Source organism: Alphaproteobacteria bacterium LSUCC0684 (assembly GCA_041228335.1).
In the GTDB taxonomy this organism is placed as follows: domain Bacteria; phylum Pseudomonadota; class Alphaproteobacteria; order Puniceispirillales; family UBA1172.
In genome coordinates this window covers 901,135-918,669 of record CP166130.1, presented here as the reverse complement: position 1 = coordinate 918,669, position 17,535 = coordinate 901,135, and the positions used below count along the sequence as shown (strand labels likewise).

Here is a 17,535-nt window from a genome sequence, read left to right as displayed (position 1 = left end):
CACATCGTCCTATCATTCAAATAACAAAACCACCGCCGCCAAGGTTGATTAATGACCCACTTGCATATTTGAATTTTCCGGAAATCAGTTCAATCACCGGCGTCGCAATATCCACAGGTTCAGCCACCTTGCCGCAGGCAATTGATGCCTCAATTGATGCCTTGGTAACCGGATCGGCAAGCACATCACCAGTCATATCGGTACGGGTTACGCCAGGGCGGACCGAAAACATCGAAATGCCATGCGGCGCAAGTTCTTTTGCCGCACCGATGGTAAACACATCTACTGCACCCTTGCTGGCCGCATAAACACTTTTAAGTGACCGACCACCAATAGTGGCTGCCATTGATGACACATTGACGACAACTCCACCCTCGCCTTTTTTGATGGCGCGTGCAGCGAATTCCCGACAACAAAGTATCAGGCCAACCACATTTATCGCCATTGTCGAGTGAACAAACTCATGATCAATCTCAGCAATTGACCGGGGTCCTTTATCAATGCCGGCGGCTGTAACCAGTGCGCTTGCCGATCCCATTTCAGATTCAACGCAGGCGAAGAACGACGTGACGCTATCAGGGTTGGAAACATCCAGCGCAAAAGCCTTCATTCTGCCATTTGAGCCGGCAACCATTTCATCGGCCAATTGTCGGTTTTGGCCATAGCTTATTGCAACCCGCCATCCTGCATCCACCGCGGACAGGGCAACTTGTCTGCCTATGCCCCTGTTGCCACCTGTAACGACAAGAAGACTGTCTTTGATCATAGTGCATCCTTCAATCTAGGTAACATGAACTGCCCTTCGCCAATCGCTTCTGCAGCGGTATCAGCACCGTTGAAAACCATATTCATCCTGGAAAGTACGGCTATTTGCGCGTCAACACGGTCAAGTTCACCCGTAAAATAGCCATCTAATTCAACATCTATATCATCACCCCAATGACGCAAAGTTTTTGGATTGCCACAGATTTTTATTGTGGGGCACAACGGATTTCCGGAAGGGTTGAACACACCCATTGCAAATAGTCCAAGGTTACAGCCAGCCATCATCATGCCGGTAAGAGAAACCGGACTGAAGAAAGGGGTATCCATAAAATGCAAGCCTGGTGCATTTGGTGACATTCCAAATTCAAGTGCGGAGATAAAATCTGTTGTTCCTGTCTTACTCACCGCGCCCATCGACTTCTCAATCAAAGTGGTCAGTCCACCGTCAATATTTTCCTGTGTCGGGTTAGTGCCACGGTAATCTTTACCACAGTCCTGTTCTATTAATTCGGCACGATAGGTAATGAAATCAAGCACAGCCTGCTTTACTGCCGGGTCAGGGCACCGATGATCGAACACCATCTCCGCGCCAATGAACTCTGAGGTTTCAGAAACCACGGCCGATCCGCCGCCATGGACTATGAGGTCACAAATATCGCCGATGACAGGGTTGGTGCATATGCTGCTGGACATATCACTACCACCGCATTCCAGCGCCATCGAAACAGCCCCCAAACTGACGTTGCTTCGGTGTTGCTCCAGCTTTTCCTGTCGCCAGGCAAGCGTCTGCAGTTTCTCAACACCTTCGGCAACCGCTTGCCGACGGCCAGCACATTTCATGAAAGCAAGATATTCAGTTGGGACTATCTCATTGATTTTTTTTGACAGATTCTCTGAAGATGCGGCGTCATGTGTGATCACCAGCGCTGCGCCTATGTTGGGGTGAGTCAACACGCTTTGGATAAAGCGCTCAACCATGGCTTCATCAACTTGCTGCAAACCTCTGGGAATGGCTCCGACGATACACAATGCGGCTTCATCGGTAGCAGCAATCGCGCCAGCAAGCCAGTCGGTCAGCGCAACAGTTGACAGTACAATTCTATGATTGCGGACACCTACCCGGCCATCAGGTCTTCGATACCCTCGCCATTCGAGGCTGTTGGCAAAATCAAGAATTTCAGGTTCACTGACAGTTATGGACATGCACATGCTCACCCTTTTTGATAGGCTTTGTAGCCATCCCAATCATTACGCCATATTTGACAATTGCATCACCAACGGCAATGGGGTGCAGGCTAACTTTATGACCGAAGGGCACATGATCTGCGATGCGCATACCGTCGCTGAGCCGATTAACTTCGGTTTTCTCATCCAACAAGGTTGCCACGTTATCGGATGGGTTCAGCACTACAAACCGTCTACCAACCTCGACGTCTAGCTGCATATGATGCCCCCATCAACATTTATCACCTGACCGGTGACATACGCCGAGTCAGGACCCAGCAGGAACTGAATTACGCTTGCCACCTCATCCGCAGTGCCAAGCCGCTTCATTGGTATCTCTCCAAGAACTGTGTCAATGCCACGCTTGGCGATAATTTTCTGCGGCATTGTAGTATCGATGAAGCCAGGCGCCACAACATTCACCAAGATCTGTGGCGCATCTTTTCTAGCCAGTGACCGCGCCAACCCAACAAGGGCGCCTTTGGCGGCACTGTAGGCGGTATGGCCTGGCGCACCTCGTCGAAAGGCCAGTGAACTAACCAGCACAACACGCGCGCAAATTTCTTCCAGCAGAGCCGCCCGGATTGTAGTGTAAAGGGCATAGACATTACGAACATTTGCTGCCATTACCGGGTCATAAACTGTCTCCAAATCGCCGAAAGTCATATCATCCGGCACGAAAATGCCGGCAAGATGAACAAGTCCATAAATACGAGTCTCCTGATCCAAAATCGCGCGACACGCTGCCTCATCTTCAAGAGAGGAACAGTGATAAACAAGCCGACTTGTATCGGATATTTGAGATTGTAAAATCTCCGCCCCGCGTGGATTGACATCTATGGCGATTACCCTGGCGCCAAGATCGGTTAGACGACTGACCAGAGGAACACCAATACCACCCGATGCGCCTGTCACTATTATTGTCTTTCCGTCAAACATATGCACCCACCAGATACAGGTTGTTGAGCTAAGTTTTAGCTCATATAAAAGGCGGGCCCATAGTTCTACGGGCCCGCCAAAAGTCCAAAATCAAGATCGTTTTGGAGGATTAACGGCCGATAACACGCTTGTTCCTGTCGGCAACATCAGCTTCGGCATCAGCAACAGCTTTCTCGAATTTCTTCAGCCATGTGTCACCGTATTTGTTAGCGAACCAAACTTTCATTTTATCGCGCGCCTCTACAAAGGTTGCTTTTTCCTCTGGCGATGGCACATAAATTTCACCACCAAAACCAACAAACTCCTTGAGTGCACGGGCGTCATATTCCTTGTTCCAGTCAGACTGAATCATTGACGCCTGCTGTACGCCGTCAATCACCAGATCCTGCAGATCGGCAGGCAAGCTCTGGAGCCAAGCGTCTGACATCCACCAGAAGGCAAAGAGATACGCATGCTCATCAAGCGTTACATATTTCACAGCCTCATACATCTTTGTCGGAATGATATCGGTTGCCGCATTCTTTGTCCCCTCAACAACACCTGTTTGCAAAGACGTATACAGCTCACCCCAGGCAACTGGCGTGGGGTTGCCGCCAAGCGCCTTAATAAATTCGATCTGCAATGGTGAGTTGATGGTTCTCATCTTAACGCCCTTCATGTCGGCGGCAGACTTGATCAGTTTATTAGTGGTAAAGAAATTCCGCCAACGGCCAGTGTTGCCAACAGCAACAAGGCGCACATTTCCAGTCGTTTTCAAAATCTCTTCACGCACTTCATCAAAGAATGGGCTCTGTGAAATACGCTCGGCAATCGAATCCCCGTTCATCATATAAGGGATATCTGTTACCTGAAGTTCAGGCCAGAAGCTGGCAATGCCACCAACCGTTGTATGCGTAAGCTCCAGTGTGTTCAATTGCACCTGTTCGATCATATCGCGGAAGTTTCCAAGCTGAGCGCCAGGATAGATTTCAACAGCAATACGCCCATTAGAACGGCTCTCAAGGAATGACTTCAGAAATTCACCAGGCACCTGGTCATCTGAAGTTACTGGACCCACATGGCCGTATTTTAATGTGAATTCAGCCGCAAATGAGGCCACAGGCAGACAAGTGGCCACAATACTTGCTACGATTATGTTGCGGATAAGAGATTTCATTTTGATTCCTCCCAATTGATTGTTTAAAAAATAATGACACCGGTATCATAAATTGTAAATAAATTAAATAAACGTAATTTAAGGTCTAACCAAATCCCAGAAGCTTTGGCACCGTCATGGAAATCGCAGGCACATATGTGACAAGAATGATAATAGCGATATGAACGATGTAAAAGGGCACCATCTCCGATACCACGGACTCAATCCTCTCACGGCTGACAGCTGACGCCACAAACAGAATCAGTCCCATTGGGGGCGTGGCTAGACCGATCGTCAGATTCACGCACATAATGATGGCGAAATGCAGAGGATCAACCCCAACAGCAATTGCCGTCGGGGTTAAGATTGGCCCAAGGACCAGTATCGCCGGGCCAGCGTCAAGAAACATACCTACAATCACGAGCAGCAGATTAATCAGCAACAAAACGACATATTTGTTGTCAGTGTATTCAAACAAAAAGGCCGTCAGGATCTTTGGCACGCCGGAGAGGGTGGCGATCCAAGCGAATACACTGGCCATACCAACCGCCAACAATATCACGCTGGATGATACCGCTGTACGAAACAGCATGTTTTTTACCCTGGTCAATGGCAGACTTTTCATGAATGCGCATAATATAACGGCATAGACCACAGCAGCACCGGCTGCCTCAGTCGGGGTAAAGACACCAGACAGAATACCACCCATGATGATAATTGGCGTCAGAAGTGGCCAGAAGGCATCAAGGCCAGCGCGAACAGCAACGCGCATTCCCGGGAAACTGTCAGCAACCGGATATTTGCGGCGGCGCGCAATGATTGACACCATCATCATCAGCCCAGCCCCGGTCAGCAAGCCCGGCACGATACCAGCAAGGAACAACGCGGCAACTGATATTTCCATGATGTAGGCATAAACAACCATGATGATGCTTGGCGGTATGATCGGCCCGATCACTGACGATGCTGCTGTCACGGCAGCAGAAAATTTACGCGAATACCCCTGTTTTTCCATCGCTGGTATAAGCATTGAGCCAAGAGCCGACGTGTCAGCAACTGCAGATCCACTCAGACCGGCAAACAAAATTGACGAGATAACATTAACATGTGCCAGCCCCCCTCGCAGATGCCCCACCAGAACCCTTGCAAAATAGACCAGGCGCTCAGTGATTCCGCCAACATTCATGATCTCCCCTGCAAGGATAAACATTGGTATCGCGAGAAGGGGAAATTGATTAATCCCAATGTACAATTTCTGCGCTATAATCGCCAGGAAGGCTTCTTTGTCAGCCAGAATCAAGCCCAGCATCGGAGCTGCTCCAAGCGCAAAGACAATCGGCATTCCGACACTGATCAGGCCAAGCAAGATCCAAATAAAAGTGACAGGAATCATTTCAGAGCCCTCATAATTACCCTACTTAAAACTCTTCAAGAACCGGCTTGTGTTTAGCCACGAAAGCATCCTGTTCTAACCTGCTATTTTTAAAAAGAGAGGATGCGTCTTCTAAAAATTGCTGCAGGGACACGAGTGCCATGCTAGCCATCCCCAAAGGTATTGAGACGAAAAACCAATACATCGAGATATCGCCTACCGAAATGGCAACCTGCGTTCGTCCATTCCAAGCGAAATCGTGACTTTTAATGGCAAGGAAGGCACAAAACAGACATACCGCCAAATGCATGATAGTCAGTATGAGCCGAGTCATCCGTGACGGGAATCTCGAAATGACGACCTCTATATTCGGGTGAGCGCCAAGGCGTAGCGCAATCGGTGCACCAAGGAACACCAGCCACAACATTGCATATTTGGCCAGTTCTTCTGACCATGACAGACTATCATTAAGAGCATATCGAAAGAACACACCAGCCGACACAATAGCTGCGATCGCCAGCACAAGTAACATCGCCCCCCACCGAAACACACCCAGTTGAACCCCATTGATTGCTGACAAAAATCTGATTGCCCAAGTCATGCCTGTGTTACCTCCCACCACAAGATAGTCATCCCGACATTATCGTAACATCAACACCTTTTTCCATCATCCTGGACAAATCCGGAACAATACCGATACCATCGCCCGTTGGCAGGTGTATGCGCCCGTCCTCCGCTGGATTCAGATCCCAACCCGCCAAACTTTCCCTGATCGGGTTTTCATTCACATCTATCTCAAGAAAACCAGCATCGCCGACAATAGTCAACATATGTGCCGATGCAGCAAGACCGATCATTCCACCCAACCAGTGCGGACAATACACACCATCCGTTAGGGGATGGGCAGTGGCAGGATTGCCAAAGATGCGAAGCAATCCGGTGAAACCGCCAATTTTTCCGATATCTGGCTGAATGAAGGAAAACAGTTTTTTTCGCCAATAGGCGTCAACTTTATCCAATGTCGGCAAATTTTCTCCACCTGCAAGTGGCACATCAATCATTTCAGCCATGGACCGCCACTCTTTTTGCCTGGCGCTGGCACGCAGCGGCTCCTCAACCCATGCCAAATTGAACCGACGCAACGTATTAATGTTATCGGCGGCCTGCTCTGGCGACAGCCAAGCCTGATTGGCATCGATCATTAACCGGTTATCGTCACCAATAACATCTCGGGCGGCAACCAAGCCTTTTTGGTCAATATCCCCACCAAACCCTACTTTAACCTTAAACGCCCTAAACCCACAATCTCGGGCAAGCCCGGCACGATCGCTTGCTTCTTTGGGATGAATTCCGCTAGCGTAGGCCTTTACAGATTTGCCTGGCGAGCCAAATAACTCACAAAGTCTTACCCCTTGACGGCGCGCAACCAGATCCCATAAGGCCTGATCCACGCCAGCAATTACCTGCGACACCGTGCCGGGGTCGGCAGTCTGCAAAGCTAACACCTTAAAGGCATCGTTTAACCCATCAAATATTTCTGTTGGGGAACTGAAACACCGTCCCTTAAGCCAGTGCGCAAATTCATTGACCAACAGGGCAGCCTTGTATTCAGCGCCATGTGATGGAAAATTGCACCATATCTCTCCATGCCCGACACAACCATCTGCGTCGGTGACCCGCACAAGCAATGCTGGACGGTCGTTCATGGTGCCAAATGATGTTCGCACCGGGACTTCAATCTTTGCTCGTAAAAGAATAGCCTCAACATGCTTGATTTCCTGAGTTTGGCCAGATAGTTGCCTTACTGCAACGCTAAGCGCACCCTCTTCATCAACATTCTTTTTTTTCATTTCCATTTTGCGTATCGGAGAGGATCTCAAAAAATTAATGACACCGGTATCATCACGATGTATTTTTGAAATGTCAATGCAATCAACTGTGCTACAAAAGTTGAGTAATATGGAACACAATTACGATTTTATTATTGTTGGCGCAGGTTCAGCAGGCTGCCTCATTGCCAATAGATTATCCGCAAATCCCGATCACAAAGTTCTTCTGTTAGAGGCCGGCGGTTCCGACCGCAGATTTTGGTCTCGCCTGCCAATTGGGTACTACAAAACAATATATAATCAGGCATTTTCACGCGTTTTCGAAACAGAGCCATGCGAGGGTAGCGGTGGTCGGGCCATAAAATGGCCTCGTGGACGCATCATCGGTGGATCAAGCAGCATAAACGGCCTAATCTTTATCCGGGGTCAGAGAGAGGACTTTGACGACTGGCAAGCACTGGGCGCAACAGGTTGGGACTTTCAGACGGTTCTACCCTTTTTCAGAAAACTGGAGGGGTATAAGGGTGGCGAGAGTCAGTTCAGGGGCAGTTTTGGCGAACTCAAGGTTGACGATCTTCGTCTGCAGCACCCCGCCTGTGAGGCGTGGCTAAAGGCAGCGATTGAATGGGGTCTACCCGAAATTGACGATTTCAACGGCAGTCAGTCGCTTGGTGCCGGCAGGTACCAACTCACGCTTGATGGACGATGGCGGTCGAGCTCGGCGCGCGCTTTCCTGCACCCTGTTGCCCACCGCGATAATCTGACTGTTATTTCTGATACACTGGTAGAAAAGATCACTTTTTCGGGTAACCGCGCAACCGGCATCATTGCCCGGCGCAACGGTGTTCAAGAAGTCTATCAAGCGAGAAAAATCGTTGTCAGTGCGGGCGCCCTGCAATCACCACAGATCTTGCAGTTGTCTGGCATTGGTCCTGCCGAATTGCTTCGCAAGCACAATATCTCTGTTATTCATCGGTCAGATGAGGTGGGCCAGAACCTTCAGGATCACTATCAAATGCGAACAATCGTCCAAATGCGAAACGGGATGTCATTGAACACAGACAGCCGTAATCCGCTAAAAATGGCCCTTCATGGTCTGAAGTGGCTGAAGGACGGATCTGGAATTTTGTCAGTTGGTGCCGGCCAGGTTGGTGCCGGTGCCTGCACAAAATATGCTAAAAACGGCCGCCCTGATGTGCAACTTCTTGTCATGCCTCTTTCCGTCGACAAACCAGGCGAACCCTTGCATGACTATCCCGGCTTCACCGCAACCGTATGGCAATGTCATCCAAAGTCTCGGGGGTCTGTTGAAATCCGGTCAACAGACCCAACCGAGAGCCCCAAAATACAACCAAACTACATGTCTGACAAACATGATCAAAAAGTTATGGTTGAAGGCGTCAAAATCATGCGGGAAATTTATCACATGTCTGCTTTTCGGGGTTTGTGGGATACCGAAATTGTCCCCGGTAGCGATGTTGATAACGATGAGAAGATTCTAAATTACATCCGTAACAACGGAGGTACAGTTTTCCATCCTGTGGGGACATGCCGTATGGGGGCAGATTCCAGCGCAGTGGTCGATCCAGAATTGCGCGTCAATGGAGTTGAGGGGCTATATGTCGCAGACGCCTCAGTTATGCCAAAGATTACATCGGCCAACACAAATGCACCTTCACTCATGATTGGTGAAAAAGCCGCCCATCATATTCTGCAACATTGCACTCAATAAGCATATTTAAATCCTTAACGATCTTCAGACTGTCTGTGATACTAATGTTCATCATATGACGGGCTCTTGTGTTATATTTACCTTGGGTAAAAGCTTGCCCAGCATATATGGACGGGTAGCATTTGATCAGATCGTAAGCCGGAGATAGTCTGTCTTACCCAAGTCAATGCGCAAGCAGTATACGAGGTCAACCGTGCCACCAAAATTGCATCACAAGCCGGTTACTATTCGTGATGTAGCACGAATTGCCGGCGTTTCGCCGATCACCGCGTCCCGTGCCCTAAGCAAGTCGCATCTGGTCAAACCTGCCACACGAAAAAAAGTCGAAGCGGCGGCTATTGAACTTAACTTTATCAGCAATGCTGCTGCTGGCAGCCTGTCAAACCGCCGCAGCAATATGGTTGGCATCATCGTGCCAACGCTATCCAATTCAATCTTTGCCGACACAATTCAGTCTATCACCAGCAGCCTGATGCCCGAAGGTTTTCAGGTTTTGATTGGTAGCAATGAATATTGCCTGCAACGAGAAGAAGACATTATCCGCACCTTTATTTCTCACCGTGCTGATGCACTGATACTGACTGGCCACACACATACCAAAGCGGCAGAAGAACTGATTGCTCAATATCGGATACCAACAGTTGAGATCTGGAATATATCAGACAAAAGCAACCATATCTGTGTGGGCATGTCGAATTATCAAGCATCATTTGAAATGACATCGTTCCTGATTTCGCGTGGATATAAGAACATCGGCTATATTGGCGGAATTCTAGAGAACAATGACAGATCCCAAGACCGTTTGCGCGGCTACAAGGCAGCAATTCAAAAGCATGGCTGGCCATTTGATCCCTCAATAACACGCGAAGCGACGTATGAGTTTGCCAGTGGCGCAGCAGCGATGAAAAGCTTGCTGACCAAAGGACATGGCCTTGACTGTGTTTTTGCTTCGTCGGATATCATCGCGTTTGGTGCACTCATGGAATGCCAGCGTAACGATATCAAAATACCAGATGACGTCGCGCTGGCAGGCTTTGACAATACCTCCATAGGCGCAATTCACAAGCCTGCACTGACAACTATTTCGGTACCGCGCCAACGTATTGGCCTGAAAGCCGCCGAGATTGCCATCCGCCTTATAAAAGGTGAAAATGACATCAACCGAATTAATGATGTCGGGTTTGACTTGAAAGTCCGTGATACCGCATGAACTATGAGATCGCGGTATTGAATACAAAGCTCTGATATCACCACCAAATGCTCTCCCAGTTACCCTGATCCGTCATTCCAGACATAAAACTTACTTGATTTGGAATATGATACCGGTATCATTCAGAAGGTCTACCACTTCCCGGGAACAGATGAAGGTGTTTTAAGCCGAGAAGAAGGGAAAAAAGATGATACAGGGCCGGAAACTGCATGAAAACAGGTAACAGAACAAAACTGAGTGAGTTACAAGCCATCGCTAAAACCATACGCAAGGATGTAATCCGCATGGTTGCACGCCATGGTCAAGGCTATGTTCAGCAAGGTCTTGGAGCAACAGATCTGTTCACCCATCTCTTTTTTCAGGAACTCCGTTTCGACAGCAATAATCCTGAATGGCCAGACCGAGACCGGTTCATACTGTCAACGGCACATAACACAGCAGTTTATTACGGCACCCTCGCCAGAGCTGGATTGATTGCTCTGGAGATGCTGGAAGATTACTGCCTTGACGGATCTGTGCTGGAAATCAACGCTTCCGAGCGGTTGAAGCCACTGATTGAATGCACTTGTGGATCACTTGGGCAGGGTTTGTCCGTTGCCGCAGGGCTGGCAATGGGCGCCAAGCTTCAACAGAGGAACTCAAACATCTATTTGATGCTTGGTGACGGCGAGTTGGAAGAGGGCCAGGTATGGGAAGCGGCTATGTTTGCAGCTACGCACAACCTCTCAAATCTGATCATGATTATCGATCTAAACTACATGCAGGTTGAAGGGGACGCGCGTGATGTTGCAGCAATAGATCCAGTTGACACCAAGCTCGAAAATTTTGGGTGGCATACAATGGTTATCGATGGGCATGATTTCGATGCGATGTTTGCCAGTTTCGAAGCGGCCAAGGCTAACAAGGAACGTCCATCCTGCATTATTGCCCATACCATACCGGGAAAGGGTGTACCCTTTCTTGAAGGCCGGAAGAGTCACAATATGGTGTTGCCGAAGGACGCTGCTGTTGAAGCCCTTGGCTGGCTGGAGGCAGGCCATGACTGAATCAGATAAAGAGATAGCAAAGGCTAATGCCCTGCATCTTGATGATTTCACTGTCAAACAGCAAGCAAGCCAGAAATCGGTTCCCAAATACTATGGCGAGGCACTGCTTGCCGCCGCACGAGCTAATAGATCAATTTTGGCGCTGACTGCTGACCTCACGGCACCGACAGAAACCGATTTAGTCCGCGATCATCTACCTGACCAATTTATCATGGCAGGAATCGCCGAAGCCAATATGGTTGGCGTCGGGGCTGGTCTTGCCCGGGCAGGTTTCATTCCGTTTGTGCATTCCTTTTCAGTTTTTTTGTCAAGACGCAGCTTCGATCAAATCGCGATGCAGGTTGCGTACCCCAAAACAAATGTAAAACTGGTCGGATTCATGCCCGGTATTGACTCGCTTCTGGGAGTTTCACATCAGGCGATCGACGATATTGCACTAATGCGGGCATTGCCGAATATGACTGTGCTGGAACCTGCCAACCCTGCCGATTACGCGGATGCGGTGGTGGCGGCACTGGCGCATGACGGACCAGTCTACTTGCGCTTATATCGAGCAACAAAACAAGATTTACGTCCCGACAACTTCCCTTCTCTGCAGATCGGTAAAGTCAGATGTCTTCATCAGGGGAGCGACGCCGCAATTTTTGCCACAGGCCTGATGATTGAACAAGCGTTGCAAGCCGCACGGGATTTAAAGCAGCAAGGTATCAGCATCAGTGTTATTGATTGCGCGAGCATCAAGCCTCTTGATATTGGAGGTGTTCTCAACGTGATCAGGCAAAGCAAAATCATTGTCACTGCGGAGAACCACACCGTCGTTGGCGGGCTTGGGTCAGCCATTGCCGAGGTAATGGCTGACAACAATATCGCGCGACCATTCTTTCGCATCGGTGTTCAGGATTGTTTCGCTGAAGGTGGAAGCCGGGATTTTCTTTTTGAAAAATATGGACTGACCGCAGACGACATCACGTCGAAGATCAAACAGGCCATGGCGTCATGAAAAGGCGACAGGAGAGGATTGGCTTCATCGGGCTTGGCACAATGGGCGCGCCGATGGCGGCTCATCTCATCAAGACAGGATGGGATCTAGTTGTCTACGACATCGACAAGACAAAATGCAGTTACTTCGAAGAAACCACAAACTGTGTGATAGCCCAATCCCCAGAGGAAGCAATGAAACTTGCATCCCGCCTTATCACCATCCTACCGACCAGCGGGCATGTTGAAGAGGTGCTTTTTGGTGACAACGGTGCTTCTGCCGGAATCCAATCCGGAGACATTGTAATCGAAATGTCGACTGGCCAAATTGACCAGCTTGAACGGCAGGCGCAACAGATTCAGAACCTGGGTGCTATCCTCATTGACGCACCTGTCTGCCTTTCACCAGCCGAGGCTGCAACAGGCAATCTGATAAGTCTTGTCGGTGGCGATACGGGCGATATTGAACGTATCTCTGATCTGCTTAAGGCATTGTCACAACGTGTGGTTCACGCAGGACCCATCGGCTATGGTCTGCGGTTGAAACTGGTGAACAACTATATGAGCATGATCAATCATGTGTTAACCGCTGAGGTGCTTGCACTTGCTAAAGCAGCAGGGCTGGACCGTCCGTTAACCGTTGATCTATTGCAGAACACCGCAGCTGGACGCGGCCAGTTGTTGACCAATTTTCCGAAAAAGGTTCTGCGCGGGGACACCGCCGCCGACTTTCCGATCAACATGGGTATCAAGGATTTGTCCATGGCCATGGCCATGTTCAGCAACATGAAAGGCAATGCCGTCTTTGGACCACTCGCAAGGCAAATTTTTGATGACGCAGCAAAAGCTGGATTTGGCGGCAAGGATTGCACAGCCGTACTTGAATATTTTGATGAAAAATTTTCAAAAGAAACCCTTGAGAACTCCAATTTAGAATAATGCTGACCTCTATCTTGGCTCAATGCACCGAGTTGTAATCGCAGGTGACACCAGCAGCTTACACGCAATTTTAAAAAACAGATTATATGTTGAACCAAGAGTGCAAAAGTCATGAGGCGAATTTCGTTACCAGTGACCGTGGCCACATGTTTGTCAGATCTCAAATATGTCGAATGATGAGAATTCAATCAAACCAGGCATGAAGGCATCATCTTCTGCCCCAATTTACGAAATGTGCAATTTCTGGCCTTACAGCAACATGGTCATTGCCATGACCCACCCTGGAATGGCGATAGCCGACACCAACGTCTGTACGGTAATGATCTCAGCCATGAGCGGGACATCTCCTCCAAGCTGCTGTGCCAGCGTGTAGGATGAAGCGGCTGTAGGGGCCGCCGCTAAAACAACCAGCACGAGCAGAACCTGTTTTTCCAAACCAAGGAAAAGGCCGGCGATCATCATGATGGATGGCAGGACAATAAGCTTTGACAACACTGCCAAAAACAATGCCATCTTGTGAGCCCCTAATCCGGCAATTCTGATTGATGCCCCCACGCATAACAACAGCATGGGCAATGAAGATCGGCCGAGCAGTTCGGTTGATACATTGACAAAACCCGGGATCGGAACAGCAAAGACATTGACCAGCCCACCGAGGATGATCGCCCCGATAAGGGGGTTGCGGGCACATTCAGTAAAAATAGCCTGGCCAAGATCGGCGTCCTTCTTACTGTCGCCCAACAAGAAAATCACCAGAACGGAAACGATATTGGCGATTGGAACGAGTATCGCAACACTCAGGGCACCAATCTCAAGGGCAGCCATGCCAAAGGCACCCTGTACAAATGCCAACATCAAGAAACCGTTGCATCTCAACCCACCCTGAACAAGCGATGAGGTGGTTGACCCACTTGCTCCAATCAGCCATCCCGAGAAAAGTCCGAAGAAAACCACTGAAGTCGAGCCCACAAGTATCGTAAGACCAAATGGCAGCAAAAACGGTGCATCCAACTGAAGCGTGGACATCAAATCAAAGAGCAGACATGGAAACAAAATCCAATAGCAGATCTTTGAGAGTCCATCCCAAAAAGAGACAGGAACAAATTTTTGGCGCCAAAGTATATGCCCGGCGAATACCAGTAACAAAACAGCAGAGATTGTTGAAAAAATGTCACTCACGGTGGGATATTGGTATCACAATGAAATCAATAAAGAGACCAAATTCGTTACCCTGCATTCCATGCATCTTTCATCTGGTCAAAATCCAATTCACCCGCCATCATCCGGTCAATGATGTCTGCGGCAAGATCAGGCATATCAGGCGGTATTGTAGCCACTCGCGGCAGTCGAAGTCGCGATTTCGTTCCATCAACACCGTCCCGGCGAACATAGCGTTCAGCATCACCCTGATACGCGATATAATCCCATGATGGTTGACGCCCGCCAACGGTCGCCACAAAACGGCGATATCGCTGGCTGATTATTATCTCTTCCATCAACCCGACCGGATCATAATCTTTCATTGCCACCTGTTTCAACTCATCAAGTGCCGGTTCATGCTTAGCGTCGAGCGCAAGATTGTTCAATTCCTGCGGGTCATCGACAAGATCAAAAAGTAGATCAGGCTTGCCATGCGTGAATATATACTTATAGCGCCCCTTCCTGACCATCCGGCACGGCACACAAGGGCCAATGGCCAGATAATCGGCAATGACACAATCAGGCCAATCTTCATCATCTCCAGTTAAAAAAGCGCCAAGATCTGTTCCCGCAAGGCCATGAACCATCTCTTCAGGCAGCCCTGCAGCGCCACCAGCCAACCCTATCAGTGTTGGAAGCAAATCTACCAGAGACGTGTTTACAGCAACCTGTTCATTCCGGCGGCCGCCCGGCACCGAAATCACCAGCGGCACCCGGGCAGACCACTCCCAGAAACATTGCTTGAACCACATGCCACGCTCGCCGAGCATCTCACCATGATCCGATGTAAACATCACCACCGTGTTATCAAGTAGTCCGGTGTCATCCAGTTGTTCTAAAATATTACCAATCTTTTCATCCAGATAGGAGATCATTGCAAAATAGGCGTGGCGTGCATTTCGCAGATGATTCTCGGTGACGGTATGTCGATGCCGCCCATGCGCAAAAAACAACGCTTTGGAAAAGTAATCAAGTTCGGCAAAGGGAATCGCTGGCACATCGGGAAGGCCTATTTGTTCATGATCATAGAGGTCCCAAAATTTCTGAGTGACATTGAAGGGCGTGTGCGGGCTCGTGAACGAAATCACACCAAAGAACGGTTTTCCATCTTCCTGCCGCGCCAAATCAAAGATCTTGCGGCGCGCCTGAAACTCGACATCATCATCATAATCTTCTTGCATCGTGCGGATACAGGGGCCCGCCTCAACAACCCCATTCAACGCCGTTCCTGACGGGACGAATGCCGGCCCCGCTGACCAATCGGCAATCCACTGAAAATCCGCCGGATAAACATCGGTGGTCAGGCGCTCCTCAAATCCATGAAGTTGGTCAGGGCCAATAAAATGCATCTTGCCGGATAGAAACGTCTGATAGCCCAGTGCGCGCATGTAATGCGCCATCGTCGGCAATGATGAGGCAATTTCATTGGCATTGTCATAGACCTTGATTTCAGGGCTGAGTTTGCCCGTTAACATGGATGCCCGGCTCGGAACACATAGCGGATTGTTTGAATAATTGTTCGTAAAGGTCACACCTTGTGAGGCAAGACGCTCAAGATTGGGGGTCTGGCATATCCCATTCCCGTAAACAGACAGAGCCTGCGCGGCCAACTGATCCGCCATTATCATCAAGATGTTGGGTTTTTTGGTCATTTCGCATGCTTCCCGGGAACAGCAAAACCAAATCGATGATAGGATTCATCCGGTGCATCAAGGTTAATCATATTTTTGATGATCTGTTGACGCAAGCGCTCCACTATGTCGGGGGCCTCGAGTGGCTTAAGTTGCCCCGGATCATTTACCAGATCAAACAATTGCGATTGTGTATCGACAAAGTCCATGCCTTGGACTTCGACTGGCTCTCCCTCATCATTTATTTTAGGGTCAAGGCGCAACACCGGCACACCCTTGGTGAAAGCAAAGGATGGGTGCAAGGTGGCGCCAAGCAACTCACGGATAGAAAAACGGGTCGTCATCCGTGTGGGCATCAATGTATATTCATGAAGATGATCGGCGCCCGAGACGGTCGGATAATGGAAATAGCTGTAGCGTCCGTCACAAACGTTCACCGCCGCACCAAAATAGCCGAAGATCACGCTCTCCCGTTTGCTTTTCTGACCCTGCAAAACCGGCATCAGTGAATGTCCGGTAACATCGTCGGGAATGGGTATACCCGCCATATCCAGCATAGTGGGCATAATATCCGTGGTCTGTGTCAAGGCGCTATTTCGGCTACCGCCCATATTGGCAAAATCAGGGTGATAGATCATCAGTGGAATATGTGCGATCTCGTCATAGACGGGCATACGGTTCTTTGCCCACCAATCATGCTCACCAAGAAGGAACCCGTGATCGGTAGTCAGAACAAGTGCGGTATCGGCCCACAGGTTTTTCTCGTCAAAAAAATCAAGCAAGCGACCGAAATATTCATCTGTCATCGTCACCAATGCTGAATAATTGGCGCGCAATTCAGCAATTTCTTCGGGGGTTTCTGTAACTCTGTCATAAATTGGCCAATCCAGAATAGGCCCTTCATATTGCGTTTTGTAGAGCTCACGGAAGCGTGATGGCGCGTGAAACGGCTCATGAGGGTCAAAGCATTCAAGCTGTAAAAGCCAGTTCTTGGCATGATGATTGCGGTGTAGAAATTCATCTGCGAGTGCAAATAATTGCGGCGCACAATAATCAACTTCCTCGGGCATGAATTGCCGATTGATCATATAATTGGTGCGATGGTGCTGAACAGGGTGATAGGCTGATTTCAACGCCTCAAGATCAGGCGCAACCTCGGCTTTCCAGCGGTCTATTGCCTGCCCCCTCACCAGCTCCCATGACGAAAAACGCTGATGATAGGTAGCGCCGCCGTCAGCAAAATAATGATGATGGTCGGTGATCAAATGCGTGTAGGTGCCATTCTGCTTCATCAATTCGGGAAAAGAATCGTCAAATGGCTCAAGCGGCCCCCAACTGCGATGCAGGAAATGGCTTCGGCCGGTGTGAAGATCGCGCCTTGCCGGCATACAGGGCAGGCTACCGACATAATGATTGTCAAAAGTGACCGCACGCTGCTGAAACCGTGTGAAATTTGGTGTATGAACAGATGTCGAACCATAAGGCGTCATTGCATTACGATTCAGCGAGTCCAGCAGTACAAAGACGATTTTCAT

General features: G+C 49.2%; 16 protein-coding genes. 5 read left to right on the top strand and 11 right to left on the bottom strand.

The genetic code is table 11. The features are described from left to right. Window positions 1-16: 16 nt before the first annotated feature. The 8 genes from AB8880_04315 to AB8880_04280 all read right to left on the bottom strand — a co-directional run bounded on the left by AB8880_04315 (window position 17) and on the right by AB8880_04280 (window position 7,291). Window positions 17-766 (bottom strand): SDR family NAD(P)-dependent oxidoreductase, encoded by a 750-nt coding sequence (locus AB8880_04315; GenBank protein XDZ66628.1) that lies wholly within the window; start codon window positions 764-766, stop codon window positions 17-19. Then, window positions 763-1,968: a UxaA family hydrolase gene (locus tag AB8880_04310; GenBank protein XDZ66627.1), complete on the bottom strand. Its 1,206-nt coding sequence runs from the start codon at window positions 1,966-1,968 to the stop codon at window positions 763-765. The genes AB8880_04315 and AB8880_04310 overlap by 4 nt, the downstream gene beginning before the upstream one ends. Further along, the gene (locus tag AB8880_04305; protein ID XDZ66626.1) at window positions 1,949-2,209 is read right to left on the bottom strand and encodes a UxaA family hydrolase; all 261 of its coding nucleotides are present in this window, start codon (window positions 2,207-2,209) and stop codon (window positions 1,949-1,951) included. Before AB8880_04305 ends, AB8880_04310 begins: the two co-directional genes overlap by 20 nt. Continuing rightward, on the bottom strand, window positions 2,200-2,928 hold the full coding sequence (locus AB8880_04300) for an SDR family oxidoreductase (protein ID XDZ66625.1): 729 nt from the start codon (window positions 2,926-2,928) through the stop codon (window positions 2,200-2,202). Before AB8880_04300 ends, AB8880_04305 begins: the two co-directional genes overlap by 10 nt. Window positions 2,929-3,037: 109 nt before the next feature. Continuing rightward, window positions 3,038-4,084, bottom strand: coding sequence for a TRAP transporter substrate-binding protein DctP (dctP, locus tag AB8880_04295; protein ID XDZ66624.1), 1,047 nt, complete (start codon window positions 4,082-4,084; stop codon window positions 3,038-3,040). Between the two features lie 85 nt (window positions 4,085-4,169). Next, window positions 4,170-5,453 carry a TRAP transporter large permease gene (locus AB8880_04290; GenBank protein XDZ67017.1) on the bottom strand — a complete coding sequence of 428 codons (1,284 nt, stop codon included), beginning with the start codon at window positions 5,451-5,453 and terminating at the stop codon, window positions 4,170-4,172. Window positions 5,454-5,481: 28 nt separating this feature from the next. After that, a complete protein-coding gene (locus AB8880_04285; protein ID XDZ66623.1) occupies window positions 5,482-6,036 on the bottom strand; it encodes a TRAP transporter small permease in 555 nt (184 codons plus the stop codon). A 28-nt stretch (window positions 6,037-6,064) separates the two neighbouring features. Further along, window positions 6,065-7,291, bottom strand: coding sequence for a mandelate racemase/muconate lactonizing enzyme family protein (locus AB8880_04280; protein XDZ66622.1), 1,227 nt, complete (start codon window positions 7,289-7,291; stop codon window positions 6,065-6,067). A 70-nt stretch (window positions 7,292-7,361) separates the two neighbouring features. Here AB8880_04280 and AB8880_04275 point away from each other — a divergent pair, with 70 nt between their 5' ends. From AB8880_04275 to AB8880_04255, 5 genes are all read left to right on the top strand, one after another. Beyond that, window positions 7,362-8,996 carry a GMC family oxidoreductase gene (locus tag AB8880_04275; GenBank protein ID XDZ66621.1) on the top strand — a complete coding sequence of 545 codons (1,635 nt, stop codon included), beginning with the start codon at window positions 7,362-7,364 and terminating at the stop codon, window positions 8,994-8,996. A gap of 193 nt (window positions 8,997-9,189) precedes the next feature. Continuing rightward, window positions 9,190-10,206: a LacI family DNA-binding transcriptional regulator gene (locus AB8880_04270; protein ID XDZ66620.1), complete on the top strand. Its 1,017-nt coding sequence runs from the start codon at window positions 9,190-9,192 to the stop codon at window positions 10,204-10,206. Window positions 10,207-10,415: 209 nt separating this feature from the next. Continuing rightward, on the top strand, window positions 10,416-11,252 hold the full coding sequence (locus AB8880_04265; GenBank protein XDZ66619.1) for a transketolase: 837 nt from the start codon (window positions 10,416-10,418) through the stop codon (window positions 11,250-11,252). After that, window positions 11,245-12,252, top strand: a complete 1,008-nt coding sequence (locus tag AB8880_04260; protein ID XDZ66618.1) for a transketolase family protein — start codon at window positions 11,245-11,247, stop codon at window positions 12,250-12,252. Before AB8880_04265 ends, AB8880_04260 begins: the two co-directional genes overlap by 8 nt. Continuing rightward, window positions 12,249-13,169, top strand: a complete 921-nt coding sequence (locus AB8880_04255; protein XDZ66617.1) for an NAD(P)-dependent oxidoreductase — start codon at window positions 12,249-12,251, stop codon at window positions 13,167-13,169. Before AB8880_04260 ends, AB8880_04255 begins: the two co-directional genes overlap by 4 nt. 249 nt (window positions 13,170-13,418) lie before the next feature. On the opposite strand, the gene AB8880_04250 is transcribed toward AB8880_04255, so the two are convergent. Genes AB8880_04250 through AB8880_04240 form a run of 3 tightly spaced genes read right to left on the bottom strand, consistent with a single transcriptional unit; the run spans window position 13,419 to window position 17,535 of the window. Then, window positions 13,419-14,348 (bottom strand): AEC family transporter, encoded by a 930-nt coding sequence (locus tag AB8880_04250; protein ID XDZ66616.1) that lies wholly within the window; start codon window positions 14,346-14,348, stop codon window positions 13,419-13,421. Window positions 14,349-14,395: 47 nt separating this feature from the next. Continuing rightward, on the bottom strand, window positions 14,396-16,021 hold the full coding sequence (betC, locus tag AB8880_04245) for a choline-sulfatase (GenBank protein XDZ66615.1): 1,626 nt from the start codon (window positions 16,019-16,021) through the stop codon (window positions 14,396-14,398). Then, complete coding sequence (locus AB8880_04240; protein XDZ66614.1) at window positions 16,018-17,535, bottom strand: sulfatase-like hydrolase/transferase; 1,518 nt, start codon at window positions 17,533-17,535, stop codon at window positions 16,018-16,020. The genes betC and AB8880_04240 overlap by 4 nt, the downstream gene beginning before the upstream one ends.